The organism is Chitinophaga sancti (assembly GCF_034424315.1).
GTDB classification, from domain to species: Bacteria; Bacteroidota; Bacteroidia; order Chitinophagales; family Chitinophagaceae; genus Chitinophaga; species Chitinophaga sancti.
On sequence record NZ_CP139972.1, the window covers coordinates 2,437,949 to 2,462,340 of the forward strand.

General features: G+C 44.9%; 30 protein-coding genes. 16 read left to right on the forward strand and 14 right to left on the reverse strand.

Going from position 1 to position 24,392, the window contains the following annotated elements:
- Positions 1-5 precede the first annotated feature (5 nt).
- The 7 genes from U0033_RS09085 to U0033_RS09115 all read right to left on the reverse strand — a co-directional run bounded on the left by U0033_RS09085 (position 6) and on the right by U0033_RS09115 (position 5,197).
- Positions 6-575 (reverse strand): NUDIX domain-containing protein, encoded by a 570-nt coding sequence (locus U0033_RS09085; protein WP_072357048.1) that lies wholly within the window; start codon positions 573-575, stop codon positions 6-8.
- Positions 576-745: 170 nt separating this feature from the next.
- Complete coding sequence (locus U0033_RS09090) at positions 746-1,699, reverse strand: GNAT family N-acetyltransferase (RefSeq protein ID WP_177318526.1); 954 nt, start codon at positions 1,697-1,699, stop codon at positions 746-748.
- 93 nt (positions 1,700-1,792) lie between these two features.
- Positions 1,793-2,707, reverse strand: coding sequence for an EamA family transporter (locus tag U0033_RS09095; RefSeq protein WP_072357047.1), 915 nt, complete (start codon positions 2,705-2,707; stop codon positions 1,793-1,795).
- Between the two features lie 78 nt (positions 2,708-2,785).
- On the reverse strand, positions 2,786-2,917 hold the full coding sequence (locus U0033_RS09100; RefSeq protein ID WP_262487751.1) for a hypothetical protein: 132 nt from the start codon (positions 2,915-2,917) through the stop codon (positions 2,786-2,788).
- Between the two features lie 212 nt (positions 2,918-3,129).
- Entirely contained in the window at positions 3,130-3,633 is a 504-nt protein-coding gene (locus U0033_RS09105; RefSeq protein WP_072357046.1) for a methylated-DNA--[protein]-cysteine S-methyltransferase, read from the reverse strand.
- A gap of 32 nt (positions 3,634-3,665) precedes the next feature.
- Positions 3,666-4,547, reverse strand: coding sequence for a DNA-3-methyladenine glycosylase family protein (locus tag U0033_RS09110; protein WP_072357045.1), 882 nt, complete (start codon positions 4,545-4,547; stop codon positions 3,666-3,668).
- A gap of 119 nt (positions 4,548-4,666) precedes the next feature.
- A complete protein-coding gene (locus tag U0033_RS09115) occupies positions 4,667-5,197 on the reverse strand; it encodes an ArsR/SmtB family transcription factor (protein ID WP_072357044.1) in 531 nt (176 codons plus the stop codon).
- A gap of 173 nt (positions 5,198-5,370) precedes the next feature.
- On the opposite strand from U0033_RS09115, the gene U0033_RS09120 reads away from it, so the two are divergent.
- Positions 5,371-6,801, forward strand: a complete 1,431-nt coding sequence (locus U0033_RS09120; protein WP_072357043.1) for an aminotransferase-like domain-containing protein — start codon at positions 5,371-5,373, stop codon at positions 6,799-6,801.
- A gap of 66 nt (positions 6,802-6,867) precedes the next feature.
- Here U0033_RS09120 and U0033_RS09125 read toward each other — a convergent pair whose 3' ends face one another.
- Entirely contained in the window at positions 6,868-7,137 is a 270-nt protein-coding gene (locus tag U0033_RS09125) for an ArsR/SmtB family transcription factor (protein WP_072357042.1), read from the reverse strand.
- Positions 7,138-7,295: 158 nt separating this feature from the next.
- On the opposite strand from U0033_RS09125, the gene U0033_RS09130 reads away from it, so the two are divergent.
- Positions 7,296-8,741 (forward strand): aminotransferase-like domain-containing protein, encoded by a 1,446-nt coding sequence (locus tag U0033_RS09130; RefSeq protein ID WP_083571320.1) that lies wholly within the window; start codon positions 7,296-7,298, stop codon positions 8,739-8,741.
- Positions 8,742-8,872: 131 nt separating this feature from the next.
- Here the strand turns inward: U0033_RS09130 and U0033_RS09135 are convergent, their stop codons facing one another.
- Positions 8,873-9,490 carry a MarR family winged helix-turn-helix transcriptional regulator gene (locus U0033_RS09135; protein WP_072357040.1) on the reverse strand — a complete coding sequence of 206 codons (618 nt, stop codon included), beginning with the start codon at positions 9,488-9,490 and terminating at the stop codon, positions 8,873-8,875.
- A 289-nt stretch (positions 9,491-9,779) separates the two neighbouring features.
- On the opposite strand from U0033_RS09135, the gene U0033_RS09140 reads away from it, so the two are divergent.
- From U0033_RS09140 to U0033_RS09170, 7 genes are all read left to right on the forward strand, one after another.
- Positions 9,780-10,298, forward strand: coding sequence for a hypothetical protein (locus U0033_RS09140; protein WP_072357039.1), 519 nt, complete (start codon positions 9,780-9,782; stop codon positions 10,296-10,298).
- Entirely contained in the window at positions 10,299-10,961 is a 663-nt protein-coding gene (locus tag U0033_RS09145; RefSeq protein WP_072357038.1) for a hypothetical protein, read from the forward strand. It begins immediately after the preceding gene.
- Between the two features lie 15 nt (positions 10,962-10,976).
- Positions 10,977-11,717, forward strand: a complete 741-nt coding sequence (locus tag U0033_RS09150; protein ID WP_072357037.1) for a sensor histidine kinase — start codon at positions 10,977-10,979, stop codon at positions 11,715-11,717.
- A gap of 126 nt (positions 11,718-11,843) precedes the next feature.
- The gene (locus U0033_RS09155; protein WP_072357036.1) at positions 11,844-12,509 is read left to right on the forward strand and encodes a response regulator transcription factor; all 666 of its coding nucleotides are present in this window, start codon (positions 11,844-11,846) and stop codon (positions 12,507-12,509) included.
- A 125-nt stretch (positions 12,510-12,634) separates the two neighbouring features.
- Complete coding sequence (locus U0033_RS09160) at positions 12,635-13,225, forward strand: histidine phosphatase family protein (protein ID WP_072357035.1); 591 nt, start codon at positions 12,635-12,637, stop codon at positions 13,223-13,225.
- Positions 13,226-13,305: 80 nt separating this feature from the next.
- Positions 13,306-14,082: an alpha/beta fold hydrolase gene (locus U0033_RS09165; protein ID WP_072357034.1), complete on the forward strand. Its 777-nt coding sequence runs from the start codon at positions 13,306-13,308 to the stop codon at positions 14,080-14,082.
- A 94-nt stretch (positions 14,083-14,176) separates the two neighbouring features.
- Positions 14,177-15,010 carry an AraC family transcriptional regulator gene (locus U0033_RS09170; RefSeq protein WP_072357033.1) on the forward strand — a complete coding sequence of 278 codons (834 nt, stop codon included), beginning with the start codon at positions 14,177-14,179 and terminating at the stop codon, positions 15,008-15,010.
- A gap of 30 nt (positions 15,011-15,040) precedes the next feature.
- Here U0033_RS09170 and U0033_RS09175 read toward each other — a convergent pair whose 3' ends face one another.
- The 5 genes from U0033_RS09175 to U0033_RS09195 all read right to left on the reverse strand — a co-directional run bounded on the left by U0033_RS09175 (position 15,041) and on the right by U0033_RS09195 (position 18,915).
- Entirely contained in the window at positions 15,041-15,844 is an 804-nt protein-coding gene (locus U0033_RS09175; protein ID WP_072357032.1) for a siderophore-interacting protein, read from the reverse strand.
- A gap of 152 nt (positions 15,845-15,996) precedes the next feature.
- Positions 15,997-17,127: an RtcB family protein gene (locus U0033_RS09180; RefSeq protein WP_072357031.1), complete on the reverse strand. Its 1,131-nt coding sequence runs from the start codon at positions 17,125-17,127 to the stop codon at positions 15,997-15,999.
- An 89-nt stretch (positions 17,128-17,216) separates the two neighbouring features.
- On the reverse strand, positions 17,217-17,873 hold the full coding sequence (locus U0033_RS09185; protein WP_072357030.1) for an ATP-binding cassette domain-containing protein: 657 nt from the start codon (positions 17,871-17,873) through the stop codon (positions 17,217-17,219).
- Between the two features lie 2 nt (positions 17,874-17,875).
- Positions 17,876-18,061, reverse strand: coding sequence for a hypothetical protein (locus U0033_RS09190; RefSeq protein ID WP_218163976.1), 186 nt, complete (start codon positions 18,059-18,061; stop codon positions 17,876-17,878).
- Positions 18,062-18,312: 251 nt separating this feature from the next.
- Positions 18,313-18,915, reverse strand: a complete 603-nt coding sequence (locus U0033_RS09195; RefSeq protein WP_072357028.1) for an NAD(P)H-dependent oxidoreductase — start codon at positions 18,913-18,915, stop codon at positions 18,313-18,315.
- Between the two features lie 90 nt (positions 18,916-19,005).
- Between U0033_RS09195 and U0033_RS09200 the strand changes: the two genes are divergently transcribed.
- From U0033_RS09200 to U0033_RS09230, 7 genes are all read left to right on the forward strand, one after another.
- Positions 19,006-19,911: a LysR family transcriptional regulator gene (locus tag U0033_RS09200; protein ID WP_072357027.1), complete on the forward strand. Its 906-nt coding sequence runs from the start codon at positions 19,006-19,008 to the stop codon at positions 19,909-19,911.
- A gap of 25 nt (positions 19,912-19,936) precedes the next feature.
- Positions 19,937-20,464, forward strand: a complete 528-nt coding sequence (locus U0033_RS09205) for a DinB family protein (RefSeq protein ID WP_072357026.1) — start codon at positions 19,937-19,939, stop codon at positions 20,462-20,464.
- A gap of 133 nt (positions 20,465-20,597) precedes the next feature.
- Complete coding sequence (locus tag U0033_RS09210) at positions 20,598-21,476, forward strand: helix-turn-helix transcriptional regulator (protein WP_072357025.1); 879 nt, start codon at positions 20,598-20,600, stop codon at positions 21,474-21,476.
- Between the two features lie 164 nt (positions 21,477-21,640).
- Positions 21,641-22,192, forward strand: a complete 552-nt coding sequence (locus U0033_RS09215) for a phage tail protein (RefSeq protein WP_072357024.1) — start codon at positions 21,641-21,643, stop codon at positions 22,190-22,192.
- A gap of 33 nt (positions 22,193-22,225) precedes the next feature.
- A complete protein-coding gene (locus U0033_RS09220) occupies positions 22,226-22,774 on the forward strand; it encodes a phage tail protein (protein ID WP_072357023.1) in 549 nt (182 codons plus the stop codon).
- 29 nt (positions 22,775-22,803) lie between these two features.
- The gene (locus U0033_RS09225) at positions 22,804-23,379 is read left to right on the forward strand and encodes a phage tail protein (RefSeq protein ID WP_072357022.1); all 576 of its coding nucleotides are present in this window, start codon (positions 22,804-22,806) and stop codon (positions 23,377-23,379) included.
- 5 nt (positions 23,380-23,384) lie between these two features.
- Positions 23,385-24,275, forward strand: coding sequence for a methionyl-tRNA formyltransferase (locus tag U0033_RS09230; RefSeq protein WP_072357021.1), 891 nt, complete (start codon positions 23,385-23,387; stop codon positions 24,273-24,275).
- Positions 24,276-24,392: the final 117 nt, after the last annotated feature.

Here is a 24,392-nt window from a genome sequence, read left to right on the forward strand (position 1 = left end):
AAGATTTACGGCTGGTGTTCCAGCTCCCCTTCCAGCTGCATCAGCTTTATTTTCTGAATAGCCGCTATCGACAAGGAATCCTTAATCTCAAAGCGCTTTACCATCTGGTATGCCTCTTCAAAAGGGATCTTGCGGATGTGCAGTTGCTCTGTTTCCTCTGGTTCGGCGTTCCGCTGCTCCAGCTGCCGGGCCAGGTAAATAACACCCCATTCATCTGAAACGGAATTTGATAAGTGCATTTTTACAATAGGCTCCCAGCTATGGGCAAGCAGTCCTGTTTCTTCCAGCAACTCTCTTTTGGCAGATTCGAGGGGATCTGTGCCCAGGGGCCCTCCGCCTTCGGGTATCTCCCAGCTAAATTCGTCGATGGCAAACCGGAACTGCCCTACGAGGTAAATGTTTCCCTCTTCATCATAAGGAATAACGCCGATGGCAGCATTTTTAAAATGCACGACACCATAGATGCCTTTGCCGCCTGCGGGGTTCAGCACCTGGTTTTCAGTTACGCGAATCCAGGGATTGTCGTATTCTACTTTATTGGACAATACTGTCCATGGGTTATGATTCAGGTCCATAATTTACAAATGTAAGATTTGTGACAAGGATTGTGCCGGGCTCGCCGGGTATCCCAGAAATGGCGCTGATAAAAAAGAAGGAAGGGGGGTAAAAAAAACGTCCCGCGCAGAGGCGGGACGATGTCAACCAGATGAACGGCGGTAAAGACCTTTGATCATCATACCTAAATCTAAATCGTATCTTTCTTCAAATTGAATAATTCGTTTATTTGTGATAAGTGGTGCTGCATATGTATTACATAATCCCCGATCAGGTAACGTAGTGTCACCGGTTCGTTTTCGTTTACTTTAATTGTATGCTGCAAGTCTGCTGTTGGTATAGTCCGTATCGTTAGTACAAGGTGCTGATTAAAAATGATCCACAAGTTAACTAAATTCTGCCAGTTCATGAACTGCCATGCTTGTCCTTTTACCCAAAATTCCTGATCATATCCCGGAATTTCCAGCAAAGATATCTGTTGTGCGCGTATTATCCGAACGTTATTATTAATTGCGGAATCAACAAGGTGACCTAATATTTCTTTCATGCTCCATTTACCGCTCTTCAACCGCACTGCTGCCTGTTGGTCGCTAATGCCCCTTAATAGCTGCTCCCAGCCGGTAATGATGGCTCCCAGTTCCGTTGCTACGGTGTATTGCGGGCCTTCCTCACCAAAGGTATATTCCATTTTTATGTTACTGCGGATGTATCTTCCTGGTTCTACAGGAATCTCCCTGAAGCCGAATTTTTCATACATATTTAACGCAGGCACCAGGATAGTATTGGAATACAATACGACTTTTGTATAGCCCTGCTCCCTGGCCAGACGAAGGATTTCTGCTACCAGCTTCCAACCTATCCTGTGCCCCTGGAACTTTTCATCTACTGCCAGTTTCGTCATTTCTGTCGTTGTTGCATCTATGGGTTTTAGGGCAACGGTACCTATTATTTCATTTTCAGTGGCGGCAAAGATAATGGTGCCTCCTTTCGCTATGATACTTTTATCTGCCTGCTGCAGGGATTCAGCATCTGCGGGTTCGAAGGCGAAATACTTTTCTATCCAATGTCTGTTCAATCTTTCAAAGTGTGGCAACAGGTCCGGTTCACAGCCTATAAGCCGGATTGAGTCAATTGCTGGGTTCATGCTTCCTTTGTGTTTTTAATAATTGATATGTTTGTTTTCAAAGCCTGGTTGTCTGCAGCGCCTTTTAAGAGCTGTTTTCAATAATACCCTGCATCAGCCGGCCTTTTCCAACTTTTTTTTATTCCTGCTAACCGATACATTCACCATGTACACTCCTGCCAGCGTTACAAGGCAGGACAATGCCGTGGTCCAGTTGAGTTGTTCCTTTAAAATCAACCATCCCAGCGTTACTGCTACGATCGGGTTTATATAAGCGTATACGGATGCCAGTGAGGTAGGCAGGTTATTGAGGGCAAAGACATAGGAGGAATACCCGACGATCGATCCCACAAAAATCAGGTATAGTAAACTCTCCCACAATTCGATATTCATCGTTGATGTGGAGATCCTGTATCCCATGAGTGATACTGTGATCAGCATTACGATGCCACTAAAGAACATCTGGAACCCTGCACCATAGAGGAAATTTACCTTCAGGGCCCAGCGTGCTGTGAGCACAGAGCCCATCGCCCAGCTGATACAGGCGATGAGTGTAAGGAATATCCCCAATCTGAAAGCCGGGTTTGTAAGACTGGAGAGATAATTGTAAAAGATCCCTCCTACTCCCAATAATCCTATGAGCATACCAATGATTAATAATGGCGATAAGCGGGTACGCTTTACCATGAAATAACTGAAGATGGTAATCCAGATGGGTACGGTGGCCACTACGATGGCACAAAGCCCGCTGGGTATATATTGCATGGCCCAGGTAAGAAGGCCGTTGCTTAGACAGAGCATCATCACGCCTATTACAAATAAGCGGGAAAGAACGATTTTGTCAGGCAGGCGGTAGCCTTTCAGCAGGAAATAGCTGATGAGGATCATGCCGGCTGCGGTCTGCCGAAGACCGGCGAGCATCAGGCCGTGCATATGGCGGACTCCGACGCTGGATGCGAGGTAAGTAGTGCCCCAGAAAAAACTGACCATTGCCAGGGCGATATATGCGTTTGTGTTAGACTTTTTCATTGCGCGCGATGTTTTTATAAGCATTAGTTTCCATTATCTGGTTGACATCGTATTTCCCCCTTTTTTCTTAAATCAGGGCTACCAATTGAGACCTTTCGCCACATCTACAGGCAAATTGTCTATTCCGGCCAGGAAGGCCGAGCTGATCTCTTTGGTTTGCTGGAGGATTTGATCCATCTGCTGGAGGTCCTGGAAGAGCGTTTCATTCATGGCGCTAGGTTTGAGACCACAAAAATGAAATAAAAAGACAATAAAAAACAGATTCAGTTTCTCGAATTTCGACCAGATCAGATTGGAGGAGATAAATAGGAAATGCTATCTGACAGGGTGTAATAAATTGAAAAGATGATTTTGAATGGGGTAATCAGGTTTCTAAAAGCAGGTCTGATTGTCTGCTATCTTTTTATCAAAAAAGACGCCTGCTAAAACAAGGCTCCCTGTGCGCCAAACCGATGCTTCATCTCATGCTCCAGTAACCACTTCTTTCTCCACAAACCGCCTGCATACCCCGTCAATGTTCCATCACTCCCGATCACCCTGTGGCAAGGTACCACCACCCACAGCTGGTTACGTCCATTCGTTGTACCCACCGCACGGATCGCCTTAGGATTATTTAGATCTTTGGCCAGCTGTAAATAAGTTGTCGTTTGTCCATAGGGTATAGTCAGCAACTTTCCCCAGACTGACTGCTGGAAAGCCGTTCCTTCCTGTGCCACCGGAATGGTAAAATTCCGGAGACTTCCTGCAAAGTAAGCTTCCATTTCCGCCACGCATTGCAAAAACACATCAGGCAATTCTGTTTTGCTCAGTAAAGGCAGGTCAGTTGTATCATTATCACGAATACTCAGCGCATTGATCGTCGTATCTGTTCCAATGATCAGCAAACTGCCTACAGGTGTGGGGGTAAAATAATGGTACTGTTCCATGTTATTAATTGTGCTTTAAATTGTAATTGTTATTACTGCAATGACCGCCATAAATAAAAAGTAGCATATGCTGCATGCTGCTGCCAGTGCTGCGTATACTTCTTTATCTCTGCCAGTGAAGGCTTTACAGCCAGGTTCAATTGTTGCTTGAATGCATTGTGCAAGCCGGCATCTTCCAGTGGCAATGCCTGCCAGTAGCGGCTGAATTTCATCAGCACATAATTAGCCGACCAATTCCCAATCCCTTTGAAGGAGATAAGGTATTCCCTGGCAGCAGTATAATCAAGTGATTGTAATTGTGCCAGCGTCAGGCGTTCTTCTGCCATTGCCCTGGCTATTGAAATGATATAATCTGCCTTGCTGCGGGAGAACTGCATACCAGTGAGGGTTGCAGGCTCCAGTGCGGCTATAGTGGCAGGTTGGGGATAGACGTAATAGGTTTTATCACCAGCGGTGACAGCATCTCCGTATGCATGGATCAATCGCTGTTTTAATGTATATGCGAATGAGAGATTGATCTGTTGTCCGGTGATGGTCCAGGTGAGGGCTTCGAACAGTTCAGGAATGCCGATCAGGCGGAGGCCTTTGTATTGTTGTATCAACGGGGATAATACGGCATCTTTTCCTGCGAAGGTGTAGAACTCGTTGAGGTCTGCATCCAGGTGTAACCAGTGGGTGATATAGTTTTTAATAGCTGCAGGATCTGCATCTGCACTTGTTTCTACCTGTAAGCCTTTCTTTTTGGGTGCATCAGTGATCGTAGTAAGCACAGGGGTATTGTTCACCACAATCACTTTGCGGAGGGTCTTGCCTGCTACTTCGTGCAGGGCTTCCTTGTCGGAACGGCTGAGGAATACCAGGCATTCGTCGAAAGAAAAATTTGCGTGGTCGTTAACGGGTATTGTGATCTTCATGTGCGTGATCTTTATGTTTGGCTTGCAGGGCTTTTATACCTTAATGGCATTTATGCCTTTTAGCAGGTATACCTTTCACAGCATTTATAACATTTTATCGTATTACAGCCTGCAATGCCCTATGGCTTACATCGTTTACAAGCCCTATATCCATTCTTCACTGCATCCTCCTTATTATCATAGAAGATTACATTATCCGGCCTCGGGTTGGCCGAACAGGAAGGTTTACAAAAAATCCCTGTCGTCTTCACCGCCGTATAAAAAACCCCATCAAAGGATTTGTCCTTGCTGAGCAAAGCCTGCAGCATGACCGGCTGCGTCAGTGGCATTCCTTTTTTATAATCTGTATCATCCAGGAAAACACCGTGATCATTATCTATTGAATGTGCGCCCCATTGCAGGTAGCCATCTACCCACTCTTTAAATGCAAAGAAAGCGGCCCTGTTCAGGTAGCCATAGCGCTCACGCCCAGCCTGGTATATACGGATCCAGCCTGTATCTTCCAATACCTGTAAATGTTTAGACACTGCCTGGCGGCTGATATGATCAAAGTGATCATTGATCTGGTTGATATTAAGCGGGGCCTTGCGGAGGAGTTCGAGCACTTCTCTTCTCAGGGGATCCGCGATGCCTTTAAACAACTCATCCATTTAAGCAACTTTTTAGTTGCACTAAATTATGCAATTTTTCTGTTGCGCAAAATTTATTTTATAAAAGAGCAGGTAGTGCCGGCTGTTTAAAAAGAGCATAAAAGTTCCCAATACCATTCATTTACCAAACAGTTCAAATTTCCGTACATTTGACCATATCAGAATATTGTTCCATGCTAAAAACCGCCGACCACCTTTACCTGCAAATTGCAGAGAACTTAGAGCAACTCATCATCAAACAGGTGTTGAAAATGGGAGACAAACTTCCTTCTGTCCGCAATCTCAGTGAGGAAAAAGGCGTGAGCATGAGCACTGCCTTCCAGGCCTATTACCACCTGGAAAGCAAGGGTATGGTTGAATCCAGGCCGAAGTCAGGCTATTATGTGACCTTTTGTCCACGGCGCCTGCCGGAAATGCCGAAGCAAACAGAGGCTGTAAAAAAACCATCTGAGGTAACGGTACATGAAATGATTTCCCGGATGTACTTACACAATTCCAACCCGGAGATCCTGAAATTTTCATCCGCCGTATTTCCCGTAGCACAACTTCCTGCTGCCAAGATGACGAAGGCTATGGTGCAGGCGATTCACCGGCTTCCGAATGGAGGGCTTGGCTATGACACTTTACAGGGCAATGAAGACCTGCGGCGGCAAATTGCCCGTATGTCTATCGGCTGGGGTGGTGCGGTGACGGAAGATGATATTGTGATTGCGGCGGGTTGCTCTGATGCTTTATCATTGTGTTTGTCTGCCGTTACGCAACCCGGGGATACGATTGCCGTAGAAAGCCCTACCTATTATGGCTCTCTGCAACTGGCAGAGAACCTGGGTCTGAAAGTACTGGAAGTGCCTACGCATCCGATTACAGGCATCGACCTCGATTACCTGGATAAGGCGATCCCAAAGTTTAAAATCAAAGCATGTCTCTTTGTGACGAACTTCACGAACCCTTTGGGGGCCTGTATGCCGGATAGTCATAAGCAGGAACTGGTTAGGATATTAGAAAAATATGACATACCGCTGATTGAGGATGATATATACGGAGATATGTATTTTGGGAAAGAGAGACCGGGTATATGTAAATCCTTTGATAAAAATGGGTTAGTGTTGTTGTGTAATTCATTTTCCAAATCTTTAGCACCGGGCTATCGGGTGGGCTGGACCCTGCCGGGGCGTTATAAGGAAAAAGTATTACGTATTAAGCGTAACCGGGCGATTTCCTCTCCTTCCCTGCCGAGTGCAGCCATCGCGTGTTTTTTAGAAAACGGGCGTTACGAGTATCATCTGAGGGGAATGCGGCAGACATTGCATACCCAGTTTATGCGTCATTTACAGGCGATTTCTGATTATTTTCCGGAGGATACCTGTGTAACCCGTCCTGGTGGAGGCTTTGTATGCTGGGTAGAACTGAACCCAAGGGTCAATGCCTTTGAGTTATATGAGCAGTCGCTGAAGCATAAGGTAATTTTTGCGCCGGGCAGGATCTTCTCTTTGCAGGACAGGTACAATAACTGCCTGAGAATTAGTTATAATAATGCCTGGAGTAAGGCGGTGGAAGATGGGTTAAAGACGATTGGGAGGCTGGCAAAGAAGCTAATGAGCTAATTTAAAATTGGACTGAGTCGGAAGACTTTTGGTACGATAACAGGCATTTTACCCCTTAAGCCGGCATTAACTTAACCGTGAAAAAAACGAAGAGAGGTACTTCATCATCTCCTTATTAACTGTCAATTGAACGTTTCTTCCTGTCTTGTCATATATTAATATACCGCTGTCTACCAATATCTTAATATGGTGAGAAACCGTGGGTTGGGACAAACCTGTCAGCTCTGTGATATCACAACACTGTATAGCAGGCTGCCTGGAAGCCGCCAGCAATATGGACAAACGGTGTTTATCGGCTATTGCATTCGCTGCTTTCTCTATCATTACTGCATCCATTAGGTAAAAGTATGATAAATCTCCCAAAAGACAGGAGGCCCCAATCAGCCCCAAAAAAGAATTGGAAAAAAACTTTTAAAAACCCTCCCAAAATTACAAATCGTTAACAACCGTAACTTTTTCTACTGCGTATATGGAAGGAACACCTTAAGCCAACCATGAAGCATCATAGTCAGGTACATCTACAATTGTCAGTGAATAGTGAGGTTCCGATTTATCAACAGATCAAATCTTACATCATTAACGAAATCAAGCGGGGGCGACTGTTGCCCGGCGCTCAGTTACCAGGTAGCCGCGTTCTTGCCCAGCAATTACGTGTGAACCGTAACACCGTTATTCTCGCGTATGAGCATTTAGCCGCTGATGGCTGGATTGCCACTCAATATAAGAGTGGTACGCGGATCAGTGATCCCATACCCCAGGAACTGGTACCGCCAGGCAGTCCTGAGGCTGCACCGAAACCGGTGCTGGACATCTCTTTCCGACAGTTTGATCCACCACAGCCGTTACCTTATAATAATGGTACATTCGATATCGTATTCGACGATGGTCAACCAGATGGACGCATTTCGCCAATACCGGAGCTCACCAGGGAGGTGAGGAAGATCCTGCATCAGCAGACCAGCAAATCGCACCTTAAGAACTACAACGAGAGGGGCAATGAGCAACTGTTGCAGGAAATCAACCTGGTATTGAACAACGACAGGGGCCTCGCTGCGGTGCCTGAGAATATTTGTGTTACACACGGGCACCAGGATTCCCTGTTCCTCGTGGCGCAGACACTGATCTTCCCGGGTGATCATGTAGCGGTGGAGCATCCGGGCTATCAGCCTGCCTGGGATGCTTTCAGGCTCACCGGCGCTCATCTGCATTATATTCCTGTAGATGAATATGGTATTGACGTAGAAGCGTTGGCAGTAGTTTGCCAGCATACTTCGCTCAAAGCTGTGTACATCACACCGCACCACCAGTATCCCACCACGACTACCCTGCCGGCAGCAAGAAGGCAGCAGTTGCTGTCACTAAGTGAGCAATATCATTTTATGATCATTGAAGATGATTATGATCATAATTATCACTTCGACGCACAACCGGTATTACCGGTAGCTGGTATGCCGCATGCTGATAACGTGGTGTATATTGGTAGTGTAGCTCCTTCTATTCCACTGAGCTTCGTGTATGGCCCGGTTGAGTTTATCCATTCACTGGCTTCCTGCCAGATGGTAGTGAGTCAGCAACGGGATCGCCTGCTAGAACAGGGGATGGCCAACCTGATGGCTGAAGGGGAGATCAGGAAATACCTGCAGCAGTCACATGCTATTTACAAAAAGCGTTTGGCCCTGACTACGGGCATCCTGGAAGTGAACTTTAATGGGATTGCGGATTTCACGATTCCGAAGGGAGGTCTGGCTATCTGGATGCAATTGCACCAGGCAGTGGAGGTTTCGCAGTTGCATGCAGCGGGGATCTATATCGTGAACCCATATAGTTTTTATGCACCACACTATACGGGGCAAACCGGATTGAGACTGGGTTTTGCTTCCCTGGAAGAAAATGCGATTGTGAAAGGATTGGATAAACTGGCGAAGATCTTACAGAAATAGACGTTTTAGGTAGACGAAGCTGAGAAATTATTTTAGCGAAAGTTTCCTTCACAAATTTTGAATCGATACGCCCTCTTATACTTGGATATGGATTCGACCGGAAAAGGCAGTTATACTGCCTTTTTCTTTTTTTATGACAGGGTGGAATGATACATACAGTCTATCTGTAATTCTGCCGAAGTGAGAGATTTATGCAGGAACTGACAGCTATGCTGTCTTTTTTTATTTCCCTGGTAGTGCGCACAGTTATAGCACATTCTTTGTAAGCCCCCACCCTCTTTGTTCATCAGTCCTGCTATCAGGGCAAACAGGGTTTGATAAAGATTATTCTTCTCAAAACCAGGTCGTTTTTCCAACACCTCTGTTAGGGGGGCTGCATATTCTTCTGCTTTGAGCAGAAGGTCCTGACCTGCCAGGGTTGGAGACATAGAAAAACTACGTCTGTCACGTTTGTCAGGTTGCATATCCAGGAGACCTTTCGAGACGAGGGATGCGACAGCATCGCTGATGGTAGGCCGGCTCAATTGTAATTCAGTGGCAACGTGTGCCACTTTGTTCAGTTCTGCGGGATGGTAGCCGATGAAAAGCAGGATCTGTAACTGCAGGGGGGTGAGCCCCAGGGTACGCGCCTGCTCCCATTGAAGGGCTTTCAGCATGTCGCTGAGCCGCTGTAAAGATAATACGAGTCTGGCATCCAGGCTGTGAAGCTGCTGTTCCGGACTAAAGTTGGATGGTTTTTTCTGTGGCATCTAAGGGTGCAAATGTAAAGTGGTTAAAATTGACAGATAAGGTCCAGATAAAACTATTTTTAACACAAAGTGGCATGGTGAGAATGGGGTTATGTATGAAAGAAAAATATCAAATCGCATTTTTAGGATTATTGGAACTTAACTCCGGGAGGTCAACCAGTGACAGGGACGAATATGTAAATCAGTATAATCAGTTATATTTACGCTTACAACACAGGTATTTATACGCTTTTCTTTATCACCCCATTCTTCTAGTTTGCATTATCAATCATTATAAAACCGCTTATTTATGAAGCACCACAATTCCATCCGTATCTTTGCGCCGGTTTTCCTACTGCTATGCTTTAGCAGGTGTACCCCAAAAGACCCCGACAATTTTCAGATTCCGCTGAACAAAGCACGCGCCAGCCGTCATGTGATCTCCCAGCAGGAAGCTGAAAACCTGACCAATGGTTTTCAGCGTGGCAAAAAAGAATTGCAGGCACGCCTGCAAGGCAATTATCTCGACAGTGCCTTCAACATCCCTGATGCGGAAATGTTTAACCGTGATGCGATTGCAGCCTTGTTGAATGCAAAAGGCGCAGATGGGATCCGTATTTACATGGGAAAGGATGAAAAAGGCCAGGTAAGACTGGTGTTATTGCCGGTAGATCGCAAAGGCAATGATATTCATACCACCCTTGTGAGCCGTCAAACCGCCCTCAATGTACCAGGTATTCAATCTGCACAAGCCCAAGGCACAATGCAGGCTATGGAAAGCGGTCAGCGTTGTCCTCCACTTTGTAAAGATGTCGTACAACCCAAATAAATGAATAATCTAGGCGCATTCTTTGTCAGCCAGATTGTAATTATTCCATTAGTGATAGGGCTGATACGCTTCAACAAAACAGTATCGAGCTATCAGCCCTTCCTCCTCTTGCTTGCCCTGGCTTTCATTTCGGAATCTATCAGCTTTATATGCATTGAAATACTGAACACCAGCAATGCTATCTCTTTCAACCTATATGGGCTGGCAGAATGTATGGTTGTATTGTACCAGTTTTATGTGTGGGGTTTTCTGAAAAGAAAATTCCGGCTCTATGTCGTACTTGCCATAGGTCTTATTACCGGGTGGGTAACAGAAAATCTTTTGTTTGCACAGATTGAAAATTTTAGTCCTGTATTCCGGGTCACCTATGCTTTTATTGCGGTGTTGCTGAGCATCAATGAGATCAATTACCTGATTATACAGGATAATAAGAACCTGCTTCGCAATTCACGCTTCCTGATTTGCATGGGGTTTATTATCATTTTTATTTACCAGATCATTTATGAAGCTTCGTTCTTTGTGGGTTCGGATACCATATTGACACTGAAGATTGTTTTTATGTTCAATTATATCAATGCTTTTGTAAATTTGGTTTATGTGCTCGCGGTGTTGTTTATCCCCGTCAAGACTGCTTATTACTTTAAAAAACACTTTGAAGCGTAGCATCGTTATTGCCCCATGGATGATAAGATCTTTTATACGACCGTATTTATTTCACTGCTGATAGCGGTCATTATTGTATTCTTTGTCGTCTCCATTATTCTTTACCACAGAAGGTATATGCAGTTGCAAAGGGAACGGATTGTTGCAGAGATTACGATCCTGGAAAATGAGCGGAAACGGATAGCAGCAGATCTGCATGATAGTATGGGTCCGCTCCTGTCTACCATCAAGCTAAACATCAATAGTGTCCAGGTAAATGACGAGCATGACAAAATGGTGATTGCAAAATCGGGTACTTATATTGATGACGTGATCAGGGGATTGCGCCAGATCTCCCATAACCTGTTGCCCGCGACCCTGGAGCGGAAAGGGTTGGTGGATGCACTACATGAGTTTATCAGGCAGGTGAGTGTGAAGGCGCAGCTGGATATACGATTTCATACTTCGGGGCAGATCAGTATTCCGCCTGAAAAGGAGATACATGTATTCAGGATTATCCAGGAGATTACCCATAATACGCTGAAGCATGCAAAGGCGACACAGCTGCAGATTGTGCTGAGCAGGGAGGATGGATTCTTCCTGGTATTGGTGAAAGAGAATGGAGTGGGGTTTGATGTGGGACGGGTGAAGGCGGAGTCCACGGGCTTGGGAATGAAAAGTTTGGCGATCAGGACGGATATTTTGAATGGGAGTCTGGTGATTGAGTCGGTATTGGGGCAGGGAACGAATTATTTTATAAAGATACCGGTGGGGTGATGTGTGGAATAAATATATGCGGTGGCCTGCTTTCAGGCTGATAATGAACAATTTCATTATAATTCCCGCAGGATGATGTAATTTTACCATCATACCGATACCATTACCCCAAAAGATTCAACTAACATGTACGATATCCGATTAGTGATAGCCGATGATCATGAGATATTCCGTGATGGCCTGGCACTGATGCTTTCCAGACAACCCAATATCAATCTGGTTGGTCAGGCAGGCAATGGCAGGGAATTGATGGAACTATTGGAAACGACGGAAGCGGATGTGGTAATGACTGACTTAAAAATGCCCCTGATGGATGGTATTACTGCTACCCGCACTTTAATACAACGTTACCCGCACATCAGGATCATTGCCCTTTCAATGTTTGATGAAGAAGAACTGATCGTGGAAATGCTGGAAGCCGGGGCAAAAGGTTATTTGCTTAAAAATGCGGACAAGCAGGAGATTATTGAGGCAATTACCAGTGTATTTGACGATAAGATTTTCTATTGCAGGCAAACGAGTTCGAAGCTGGCGGCAATGATTGTGAAAAGCCGGTTTAATCCTTACCGTGATGCACAACCAATTACGTTTACAGACCGGGAGAAGGAGATTATCCGGCTGATATGTTTGCAGTACACAGCGCAGCAGATTGGAGAAAAGATCTTTTTGAGCAAGCGCACGGTAGAAGGGCATCGCACGAGGATCCTGGAGAAGATGAACGTAAAAAATACAGCGGGCGTGGTGGTGTTTGCACTGAAGAATAATTTAATCAGCGAGGCAGAACTCTTATAAACATGCCTGATAAAAGTATTTCAACCCCGGAATACTCTTTTTACCCCTGACTATTCTCAAAATCCTCCCTATTGTAAAAGCCCCCCTCCTTGATTACATTTGTGTCCTATCAACAATAAGGACCTATGACACGTATCACTATCATCCGACACGGGAGTACTTCATGGAACAAGCAAGGCAGGATGCAGGGCAGCACAGATATACCGCTGGATGAAGAAGGTATCGAACAGGCCCGGAAACTGGGAGCCAGGCTGGCAGCTGAACAAAACTGGGATATCATATTTACCAGCCACCTGTCAAGAGCCAAAAGAACCGGAGAAATTATTGCGGAAGCCACAGGCCTTTCACCAGTACTGACAGATGAAAGATTGCGGGAGGTCTCTGGCGGTCAGACGGAAGGTACTGTAGAGGAAGACCGGATTGCCAAATGGGGGCCGGACTGGCGACAGCTGGATCTGGGTATTGAAAAGCCGGATGCTGTGCATGAGAGAGGAGTTGCTTTTATGAAAGACCTGCTGCAAGAACATGCGGGTAAACGCATTCTTGTTGTAAGTCATGGCAGTTTTATTCGTCATATGCTTCGTCATCTGACACCGGATTTTGTACTGACTGAACATTTGAAAAATACAGCCGTGTCAAGGTTTGTGGTGGAAGATACTAAATGGTCCTGCGATCTGTACAATTGTACCACACATTTGGATCTGGGATCTTTTTGAGTTTAAAATACCAACACCTTGAACAACCAACCAGATTAAGAGATTATTCCTAAATTGTGCCCTACACCCAATCCCTCATTATGCAAGCTACAAGCTCCGGGTATGCACCCACAAATGGAATAGATCTCTATTACGAAATTTATGGCAGTGGCGAGCCACTGGTATTGATTCACGGTGGTGGATCAACTATTGAAAGCAATTTTGGCTACTTTATTCCCCTACTGGCAGCTGACAGGCAAATTATTGCCATGGAGCTGCAGGCGCATGGACATACCAAAGACAGGGGCACTCCCACTACTTTTGAGCAGGATGCGGATGACGTGGCTGCCCTGCTGGCGTTTTTGAAGATCCCGCAGGCGGAGATCCTGGGTTTCAGCAATGGCGGAAATACGGCGATGCAACTGGCGGCAAGGCACCCGCAGGTGGTGAAGAAACTGGTAATCGCATCCTCTTTCTTTAAAAGAGATGGGCTGTTCAAGGGCTTCTTTGATTTTATGAAAACAGCCAGCCTGGCGAATATGCCAATGGGATTGCAGGAGGCGTACCTGGCGATCAATAATGATCATGCGGCACTGGAAATTATGCATAACCGTGACAGAGACAGGATGATCGCGTTTGTAGACTGGCCGGAGGAAATGCTGCGGAATATTACGGTTCCTACCCTGCTTATCGGAGGGGATCAGGATGTGATGACACCGGAGCATTTTGTAGAGATGTTCAGGTTGTTTCCGAAGGCGCAGCTGGCGATTTTACCAGGTGGGCATGGGGGCTACCTGGGAGAAGTAACGCAAAGACATTTGTCAGGAGAGCAACCTGAAATGGCGGCAAAACTGATTTTAACTTTTTTAAAGGAGTAGGGTAATCATTCGCTGAAATAAAATTCATGCGGGTTTGGCTTACCTGGAATTTAAGAAAGTCTATTCCTTTCCCTTTGTTATGTAAATTGCAGGTATGATTAAGTACAGGCAATTTGAACCGGTAATTATTGAGACAAGGGAAATCCTGACAGAAGCATACAGTACGCATAGCCATACCTATCATGAATTCTTCCTGATCCGTTCCGGAACAGGTAAACATATTTTTCGTAACCAGGAGGTGTCCTTTCAAAAAGGAGACCTTTTTTTTATTGCCCCCGGCGAACCGCATTCCTTTGTCATTACCCGTACAACCAAAGCGACCCTTATCAAATACAGCGACGACCTGCGCTCACTTCTTAAAACATATGTCAGTAAATGGGATATTGACGGTGTAGTTATGGCCAGCGCCAAATCGCCACTGAATGCATATATTCCATTGAGTGCAGAAGATAAGGTCATTGTGACACATATCTTCAATGCACTGGAAGCGATGAAAGAACAGACGATGCTGAATGAACAACTGATATTACACCAGTTGGTTTCCCTTATTGTGATCATGGAAAGGAACCTGACTGACAGGCGCTATCCCAATCATGATAAACTCATTGTTGACCAGATGGTCAAGCATATTCATAAACATATGAAGCAGCCATTGCTGCTGACTTCACAGCATATGTCGGAATTGTTCAACATCCCGGCTACTTATATTGGTGCATATTTTAAGCGGCATATGGGGCAGTCATTGAAGGCATATATCAATGAGTGCAGGATGGTGATGATCGGGCGCATGGTCAGGAAGAATGATGTTCCTGTTTCTATGATCAGCCGTGATTTTGGGTTTACGGATGAAAGTCATTTTTTGAAAACGTTTAAGAAGTTTTATCAACTGAGTCCTACTGCGTATAGAAAGGCCGCCATTGATGGCTGATACCCTCAGCATCAGCCATCAACGGCCAACTTATACTTTCATTGTTGCAGCCCGTTCCATCATAGACCGGTCTTCACATTCCCCCTGTTTCCAGTAGCCATATGCCTGCCAGTTCTCACGTCTTATTGCTGGATTTTTGCGGAGTTTATCCTGTATTTCATTCACTGCCTTATGTTCTGCAAATACATAAACAGCAGATGTAGCATTCACTTTTGCAGCCATTGCATTAAAGGCTGCAGGCAAAGCAGATGTATCACCGGGATATTCATTGAATAACCAGGTAATGTCAATACCTGCCGGTTTATTGAGGAGCATTACATCTTCTTTTCCCTGTACTTCAATATACGCATGTCCTTTGGCAGCGGGATCCAGTTTTTCCAGCAGTCCACTGATAACAGGCAATGCGCTGTGATCTCCAAAGAAATAATATTTATCAGCAGCCCTCAATAGTTTTTTTCTGCCGGCTTTCATCATCACCCCCAATTCATCACCGGGTTTGGCATTCATTGCCCATACAGATGCAGGGCCAGGATTATGATGCACTACGAAGTCGATGGCCATCTCCTTTTTTGCAGCATCGAATGATCGCAGGGTATATGTTCTTACTACCTGGTTTGGGTAATCAAACAAATTTCGTGTAATCATATCAGGTAATTCGATACCTAATGCTTTATCTTTTGGGATGATAATCTTGTTATTGTCGCCTGTTTCGGCTCTCTGAAATACCTGGATGTCATCGCCGGTGAGGATGATACGAATGTAATGAGGCGTTAATTGCTCCCTGCGTTTAACTTTTAATATTGCCTGCATGAGGCTATTGGGATCCATTTGCATTGTTGATTGATTTTATAGCAAAATTCCGGATAGCCAAATTGGTTGGTTGGTAAATTTCAAACAATCGCTGGTATTTTTTTAAGATGGGGTAAAAATAAAAGCCCGGTGAACGCATTCGCATTTCACCGGGCTAAATCTTACACTTAATAAGTTTATATCTCCGTATACTTTACTGTCACCACGGGCCTTGTCTGAGTTACCTTCTTCAGATAAGGCTGGTACGCCAGTATATCGTCACTTTCCTTGTAAGCAAAATCAAACTCCTGGATATATCCATGGGGGAAATTTCCTGAGCGATCCAGCAACTCACTGAACTGCTCTTTATAAGCTTTCCTTTGCTTCTCCTTCAACACGGTTTTCCAATGCTTCATGGCATCAAAGCGGGATAACTTTCTCCCCGCGCCATGCGCACAGGATAAAAGCGCATTATTCGCTCCCTGTAAATCCGCTGCCTTCACCAGCAAGCTACCCCTGGACATAGACAAGGGAATGACTACTGTCTTGTCTTTTCCCAGCTCGCTACTCCCCTTTCTATGCATGATCTCATTGCCATTAAAGCGGAGATGATTGTGCACGGAATCTTCGAGTACATAGAGAGTGCCATGTAAAGCGCCTTGCTGCGGCAGACCATTGTAATTAGTACGCAGGTAGTTCCTGTCAATAGCGGCTTTATTACTACGGATGTAATTAGCATTCTGTAAAAAGATCAGTGTCTTGATGCAAAAGTTCTTTCTTCTTTCGTAACCGAATTGCAGGGTATCATGATAATACTTTTCAAAGTTCGTATCGATGAAATCTCTGTGTACGTAATCTACTTCTTCACCGCAGGCCTTTGAATAATTACGGGTCAGCTCTATACAATGCTGGTACAGTGCGATTCCTCTATCCCGGGTACCGGTATGGCAAATAATATAGACGGCTTCATCATCTTCTTCTATAGAAAGGAAATGATTTCCACCTCCCAGACCATCATCGGTCATCTGGGTATGTGCAACAGAGAAAGCCCTGTAATGCTCTTCCTTATTAAAAGGTTTGAGCCAGTCTTCCTTACTGATGCGGAGGTACATTACGCCGCAACCAATATCCTTGCCTGTTATGAGTGGAAAGAAGTAATCAGATGTTCTGAAAGCGACCCCTACTGGCAGCGCCTTTTCTGAACAGTAATGTATATCGGTAAATGCGCAAATGCCTTGTAAATAAGGCTTTTGTGCATATTGCTGCAATTGCTGCATCGCATTATCTTCAATGCTTTGCACATCGCAATAGAATGCAATAGTTTGCATACTCCTATTTTTCTTATAAAATAATGATTAGATCCAAGGGCTTTAGGTAGGAACATCCGCCCTTTATAATAAGATGTCAGCAGCCGAAATCATTCGGAGATGCGAAGGTAAGATATTTTTATTTCTTGTATGGTTGTTTTTTTCAATACTCCCATATTGAGCAGGTATAGATCATCGCATACATCCATTACATCATGGATCAGATGGTCTGATAATAAGATGCCTTTGTTTGCTTTCTCTTTGGTTAAGAATGCTTTCAACCGTTCAATGAAGATGGGTGAGATGAGTGTAAAGGGCTCATCCAGGATGACGAACTGAAAGGGGGATTTTACTATGAAATAAATTTCGAAGAGGCGGGTCTCTCCACCTGACAGAGAACCGAAAGAAGCGTTTACACATTTCGCCAGTTCGGGGAAGTCAGCAAAGCAGTCGGACATGTTTAGGTTGTATATTGAAAAGAGGTTTTTTACTTTCAGGTGTTTGGGCGTGAAAGTCTTTTGAGGGAGAAAACCTAATACACCTGGCACCTTGTATAGTTGGGGGCCTGGGTATTTACCATCCACGCGTACAGACCGGTCTTCGGTATGCAGCACGCCATAAATTATCTTGAAAAGTGTAGTCTTCCCTTCCCCGTTTCTGCCGACAAGCGCCGTGACTTTCCCGGTTTCCAGTTTCAGGTAGATGTCGGACAGTAATTGCCTGCCATTGATGTTGTATCGGATACTATCAGCTTCCAGGATGCTCATGCTTAAAAACAATAAGACATTAAAATAGCGAAAAGGATAAATTCTAAAAAGAGGCCGGTTATCAGCATGACTAAGGGAGTCATTTGAAAATTGTAAAAGAAATAAAACTCGTTCTTTCTGTATTGAGGTACGGTGTAGCCGATCATTACGCTGGTCAGGATCTTCAATACAAAGACCAGTGTCTGCATATTTTTTGTACCGAACCTGAGCGATAACAGGCAAAACATGGCTGTAAAGAAGCATGCAGGAACGAGAAATCTGCGGGAGAATATAAGTATGAGTCTAAGTTTTCTGGTAACGAGCATAAGTGGGCTACTAACTTTCAGAAATATACGAAGGATTTCAAAAAGTCAGTAGCCACAACAAAAATTTAACAATTTCAAGCGCGCATTTCATCATTATTACAAATGCCTGGAATCCATTTCATGAGTGCCGGCATTTAAGCATGTTGAAAGTTAAATACTTTTTCCAGGTGTTCATGATACCTGTTCAAATCCTTATTGATATCTGCATTCTTTTCTACGTCATGGAAATGCAGGCTTTCCAGCGGGGTCATTCCAGTAAAGGCATTCATACGATGGAAGCCGAAGAGTACGCCTTCATCTACTGACTTCTCCTGGAAGAATTCACCTGGTAGTGTAAAAGCAGTAGCGGGTGCATTCCAGGATGTGGTGAGCAGGTATTTACGACCATGCAGCATGCCACCGGTGCCATAATTGATAGCAGGGTTTTCTGCTTTGCGTCCATCGCTGCGGTAGATCCCTTTGCCCTGGCCTGCTGTAAATACTACATCGAGATACTTCTTGAACTCATGTGGTAATCCAAACCACCACACGGGTGTATGATAAATGACTGCATCTGCCCAGACGAAGTTCTCCACTTCTTTTTCCGGAACATATTTGCTGTTGATATCGGTGTAACGTACTTCATATCCTTCCTTATCGCCAAAGAAAGCTTGTGAGGCTTCCGCAATCGTTTTATTAAAACGGCCCCCGGAGTGACCGAATACCTGTCCGCCGTTTATCACGAAGATCTTTTTCATTGTCATTTTTGATTTACAATGCAAAACTAGGCTCCCGCTATCTACTATTAAAATAATATAAATAATACCTTTGTATCATAATTCTGATAGATGGTAAATCTTGAATGGTTCCGCACCTTTAAAACTATATATGAGACTGGCAGTCTTACAGGGGCTGCAGAAGCCTTGTACGTGTCTCAGCCAGGTATTAGTTTGCACCTTAGTTCGCTGGAGGCGTATGTGGGGCATAAATTGTTTGACCGCAGTTCCCGCAAGCTTCTTCCTACGGAGCGGGGAAAATTGCTGTACAACTATATTCTTGAGGCGCTGAATAAGCTGGAAGAGGCAGAGGAGCATTTTCACCGGAGCACGGAGGCGGAACGTCCTACCGTGAGTGTGGGGATGTGTTTTGAGACCTTCCAGTTTACACTGGAACCGTACCTGCCCACGCTTCCGTTTAATGTGATCATTAAGTTTGGAGAATATCCTGAGATGCTGAGCGACCTGGATGCAGGGATTTTAGACCTGATTATTACGCCACAGAAGGGGGATTATCCGCAATTGAAGTATGAACCTTTTTTCAAAGAGCGGATTGTGGTGGTGGGTGGTGCCAAAACGAATACTGCGAAATTCAAAAAATTATTGAAGGCGGATGATAAACAGGGGATACTAGATTGGCTGAAATCGCAGATCTGGTATGGTACGACGGGGGATATGGAACATCTGCGCAGGTTTTGGTTCAATAATTTTGATAAAAGGCCGGATTTTAAGCCGAATTATATCGTACCGAATATCTGTTCCATTTTAAGGTGTCTGAGTGTGGGGGATGGCATTGCTGTAGTGCCCGATTTTCTGGCAAAGCAGGAGCTGGATGAGGGCAAGGTAAGGTTGATATGGGAAGGGAGTAAGATCCACGAGAATACGCTTTATTTTGGCACCAGGAAGAAATGCATGTATGGGCAGGAAATTGCGAAGGTGAAGGAGATCTTTTTGCGGAAAATGGTAAAAGCTGATTAAATTCGGATTCTAAAACCTGTAATTCATGAAAGTAGCAATGATGTACCTCCTTGCGGTATTGCTGAGTGCCACCAGCATTGCCAAAGCACAGTCGCAAAACGAAGCACTCGTTAAAGAGTGGGAAAGGGCGAAAGCTTACACGAAAGAATATCTGGATGCCATGCCGGATAAAGATTACGGGCTGAAACCCACCCCTGAGATGCGCTCTTTTGCTGACCAGTTTTTACACCTCACCGATGCAAACTACGGGTTCCTTTCTGCTGTTAGTGGAGAGAAGAGCCCGGTAGGATTTGGTGATTCAGAAAAATCTGCCGACAAATCCAAGGCGGCTGTTACCAAAGCAGTAATGGATGGGTATGATTTTGCGATTGCGTGCATAAAGAAGATCCCAGCCTCCCAGCTGAATGACAAGGTCAATTTGTTTGGAAAATTTGAGCTCACGAAACAAATGGCTATTGAGAAAGCGTTTGAGCACCAGACGCACCACAGGGGCCAGGCCACGGTATACCTTAGGCTGGCCGGGGTAAAACCACCACAGGAAAAGCTGTTCTAGGCAAATTAAATAAAAGAGGCGTCCTTTGTGAAAAGGGCGCCTCTTTTATTTAATCATCAAGTACATTATTCACAGGAAGGGGCAACAAAAAATCAATTGAATATATCCCACACCGAAGATTTAAATTTAGGGCATGAATACGCTGACAGTACCTGTTTACTCTTTAGAGCAGGATGAGTTTATGAGTGACCGGCATTTTAAGATCTACCACTTTGAAGGCGATTTTCCCGACCGTTCAGAATTGCTGATCCCCCACCGTAAGGACCATTATTTAATTGCCTTTATCCGAAAAGCAGGCAGCAGGCAATGGATTGATATGAACTCTTTTGACCTGAAGGATAATACAGTTTACTTTTTCGGACCACACCAGCTGATTGTAAAGGAAGAGGTCAAACAACTTTGGAGTACAGGCATTGCATTCACTAAGGAGTTCCTCTCCCTGTACGGTAATGGAGCATTGTTAAAGTTGCCCCTGCTCGTAAATCCTTATAATGGTTATGAACTGGAGCTGACAGCCGCGGATATTCTTTTCATAGAAGAACTATTGCAAAAGCTGCAAACCGAGTACAGGCAAAAGGGAGAATGGCAGCAAAAAATGCTGAGTGCTTACCTGACTGTATTGCTCACCTACCTGAGCAGACTTTATACCGCGCAGTATAAGGGCAATGAGGTCAACAGCGAGCAGCAGTTACTAAAGCGTTTCCAGGCGAAGATTGACGAATCCTATCAGCAATATCATGAGGTGAACGATTATGCATCCATGCTTAATATTTCTTCAGGTCATTTGAGTGATGTCATCAGGAGTCAAAGTGGCAAACCCGCTATCAAGCATATTCATGATCGTTTGATCATGGAAGCCAGGCGACTACTCTTTCATACAGATCAACCGGTGAAGGACATTTCGTTTCATCTTGGGTTTGCGGACACTTCCTATTTCAACCGGTTTTTCAAGCGTGAAACCGGCCTCACTCCTTCCGCTTACCGGGATCAAACCAGGGCGATATATCCTTAATATTTACTGTTGCAGTAGGTATTAGAATTTATTTTTTAGATTTTGAACCTTCTTTTTTTTCGTATTGTTATATTTGCTTGTAAATTGCCTTTATATTTTTAAATCCCGAACACCACAACTTATCATAAACCCTTTTAATTACCTAAACACTAATCATTAACATTATGAATGGTTTCATTGGCGAAATCAGGGCATTTGGCTTTAATTTCGTGCCCCGGGGCTGGCTTCCCTGCGACGGAAGTATAGTCGCTATTCAAGCTCAATCTACACTCTTCTCCGTGATCGGCACTCAATTTGGCGGAAACGGAACCTCCACTTTCAAACTACCTGATCTAAGAGGTGTTGCTGCTACCGGCGTAAATATTGCGCAGAGTGGCTGGAATGTTCCGGGTATCACCGCGGGATCAGAAACTGTTACATTGACAGTAGACACGATTCCAGCACATAACCATATGGTGGGTGCTGTGACAAGATCGAGTGCTGCGCAGCTGACAGAGGCCACTAATGTACCGGCACCGACCTCTTACCTTACCAACGCCTTTTCATCCGGCGCAAATCAGGGTATTATTGCTTACGCCAATACTTCGGCAGGAGCTACCCTCCACCCCCTGAGTATTTCCGTAACCGGTGACAGCCAGGGACACAACAATATGTCGCCGAACCTGGCTATGACTTATTGTATCTGTTCGGAAGGGATATATCCTTCTCGTCCCTGATCAACCATTTCTTCACCTTTTTGAATTACTGCTATGGAAAATTTTATCGGAGAAATCCGTGCATTTAGTTACGGCCGCGCCCCGAAAGGTTGGATCCCCTGCAATGGACAACTTTTACCTCTCGCCCAGAATCAGGCATTGTTTGCATTGATAGGTGTCTATTATGGCGGAAATGGTATGAACAATTTCCAGTTGCCGAACCTAAACGGCAGAACTATTCTTGGCACAGGTGTCAGCGCGAGTGGTACGAACTACTCAATAGGCCAGCCAGGAGGTTCTGAAACGGTCACCTTAACGCCCAATACACTACCACAGCATAATCACCTGCTTCGCGTCAGCAGTGCTTATGATCTGGGAACACCTTCTACTAATTTCCTCGGCAATCCGGATATAAAAGGCACTTCGCCTGTTAGCAATAAGGCAAATGTCAATTTGTATTCTCCCCTTGTAAGTTCTGCGATGACAGTAATGGGACCTTGTATTACATCAACAGGCAACAATATGCCGCACGAAAACAGGCAGCCTTTCCTTGTGATCAATTATTGTATTGCCACCCAGGGCGTATTCCCCTCCAGGCAATAATATTTTCCAATCAACTCAATATATAATTTATGGATAATTACCTTGGAGAAATAAGACTCTTTGCCGGCAACTTTGCACCTGTTGGCTGGAGTATTTGTAACGGGAACCTGGTTAATATTTCAGAAAACGAAGCATTGTACTCGCTGATAGGTACTACCTATGGCGGTGATGGCATCACTACTTTTGCTTTGCCTGATCTTCGTCAGCGCATTGCCTGTGGACAGGGTCCATTGGCGGCTGGTTCTACTTATGTAATGGGTGAAAGTGCTGGCGTAAGCGAAGTAACGCTACTCTCCACCCAGATCCCGGCTCATACGCACAACCTGCAGGCAACTACCGATACTGCTACCAGCGGTGAGCCAACGGATAGTTTCCTTGCGAATACGAATGGTAATACCAGTGCAGCTCCTCCTCCTACTCCATATCCGGATGTAAAACTGTATACGAATCTGCCATTGCCATCGGGGCCTACAGCACCCAATGTAACACTGGATCCAACGGCATTGACCGTCACCGGGGGAACACAACCACATGATAATATGATGCCTTATGTCACCCTTAATTACATCATTGCTTTGCAAGGTGTCTATCCCAGCTTTTCTTAACTGATATGACTATAGGAATTATTTCGAGCAGTGATCAGTTTCTGTCACTGGCATACACACTTGCAAATAATAATTTGCAGGTGTGTATCTATTTTAGACCAGGCCAGGATCCTTATGTAAATGAAAAGGTAAAGGTGCTTGCGGCACGGTTTCAATTAGTGACGGGCCAACAGCACGAAGATGTGTATAATTGGGTGAAGCAGGTGAACCCTGCTGTGGTCTTTGTATATGGCTATCCCTCCCTGTTGGACGTTTCGCAATTTTCTATGCCGGCTTTTAATATTCATGCCGGGCCACTCCCCTCTTTTCGAGGTCCTGTACCTGTGTTCTGGCAGCTGAAAATGGGAATGCTCCGCTTATGCCTGAGCATCCATGTATTAAATGAACGGTTTGATGCAGGCGCAGTAGTATGGAATAAGTATATTCCTGACCAGCCACATTATAATTATTCTTTGGTACATCAGATCTTCAGCCAGCTGGTGGTGGAGGGTGTGCATTACATATTGAATGCGCTTGTTTCGGGAAAACCGCCGGCACCCATTCCACCTGATGGAGAGAATGCTTATCATCATCGTCCTGCGGCAAAGGACGTACAGATTGACTGGAAGCAGATGTCTGCCAGGGAGATCTGTAACCTGATCCGGGCCTGTAATCCATGGAATAAGGGAGCGGCAACCAATATGAATGGGCAGCAGATAAAAATAATGGATGGTTTGCAAACGGGGATAGCAACTAAACTACCACCCGGAAGTGTTGTGCTTGAAGACACACGATTGCTGGTAGCTGCAGGAGATGCACAGTTGATCCAGGTGAATATGCTGTTGCTGGAAGATATGTATGTGGCTGCTTACCAGGCAGCGTATTATGGTATACAAAAAGGACTCATTTTGCAATGAGTCCTTTTTATAATCAGGTACTGGCTTCTGAACCAAAGTCAAAACCAGCCCCCCCATTTAAAAGGGTGAGATCATTTACTTCAAACACATTCATATCAGGGGTTACCCAGACCGGAT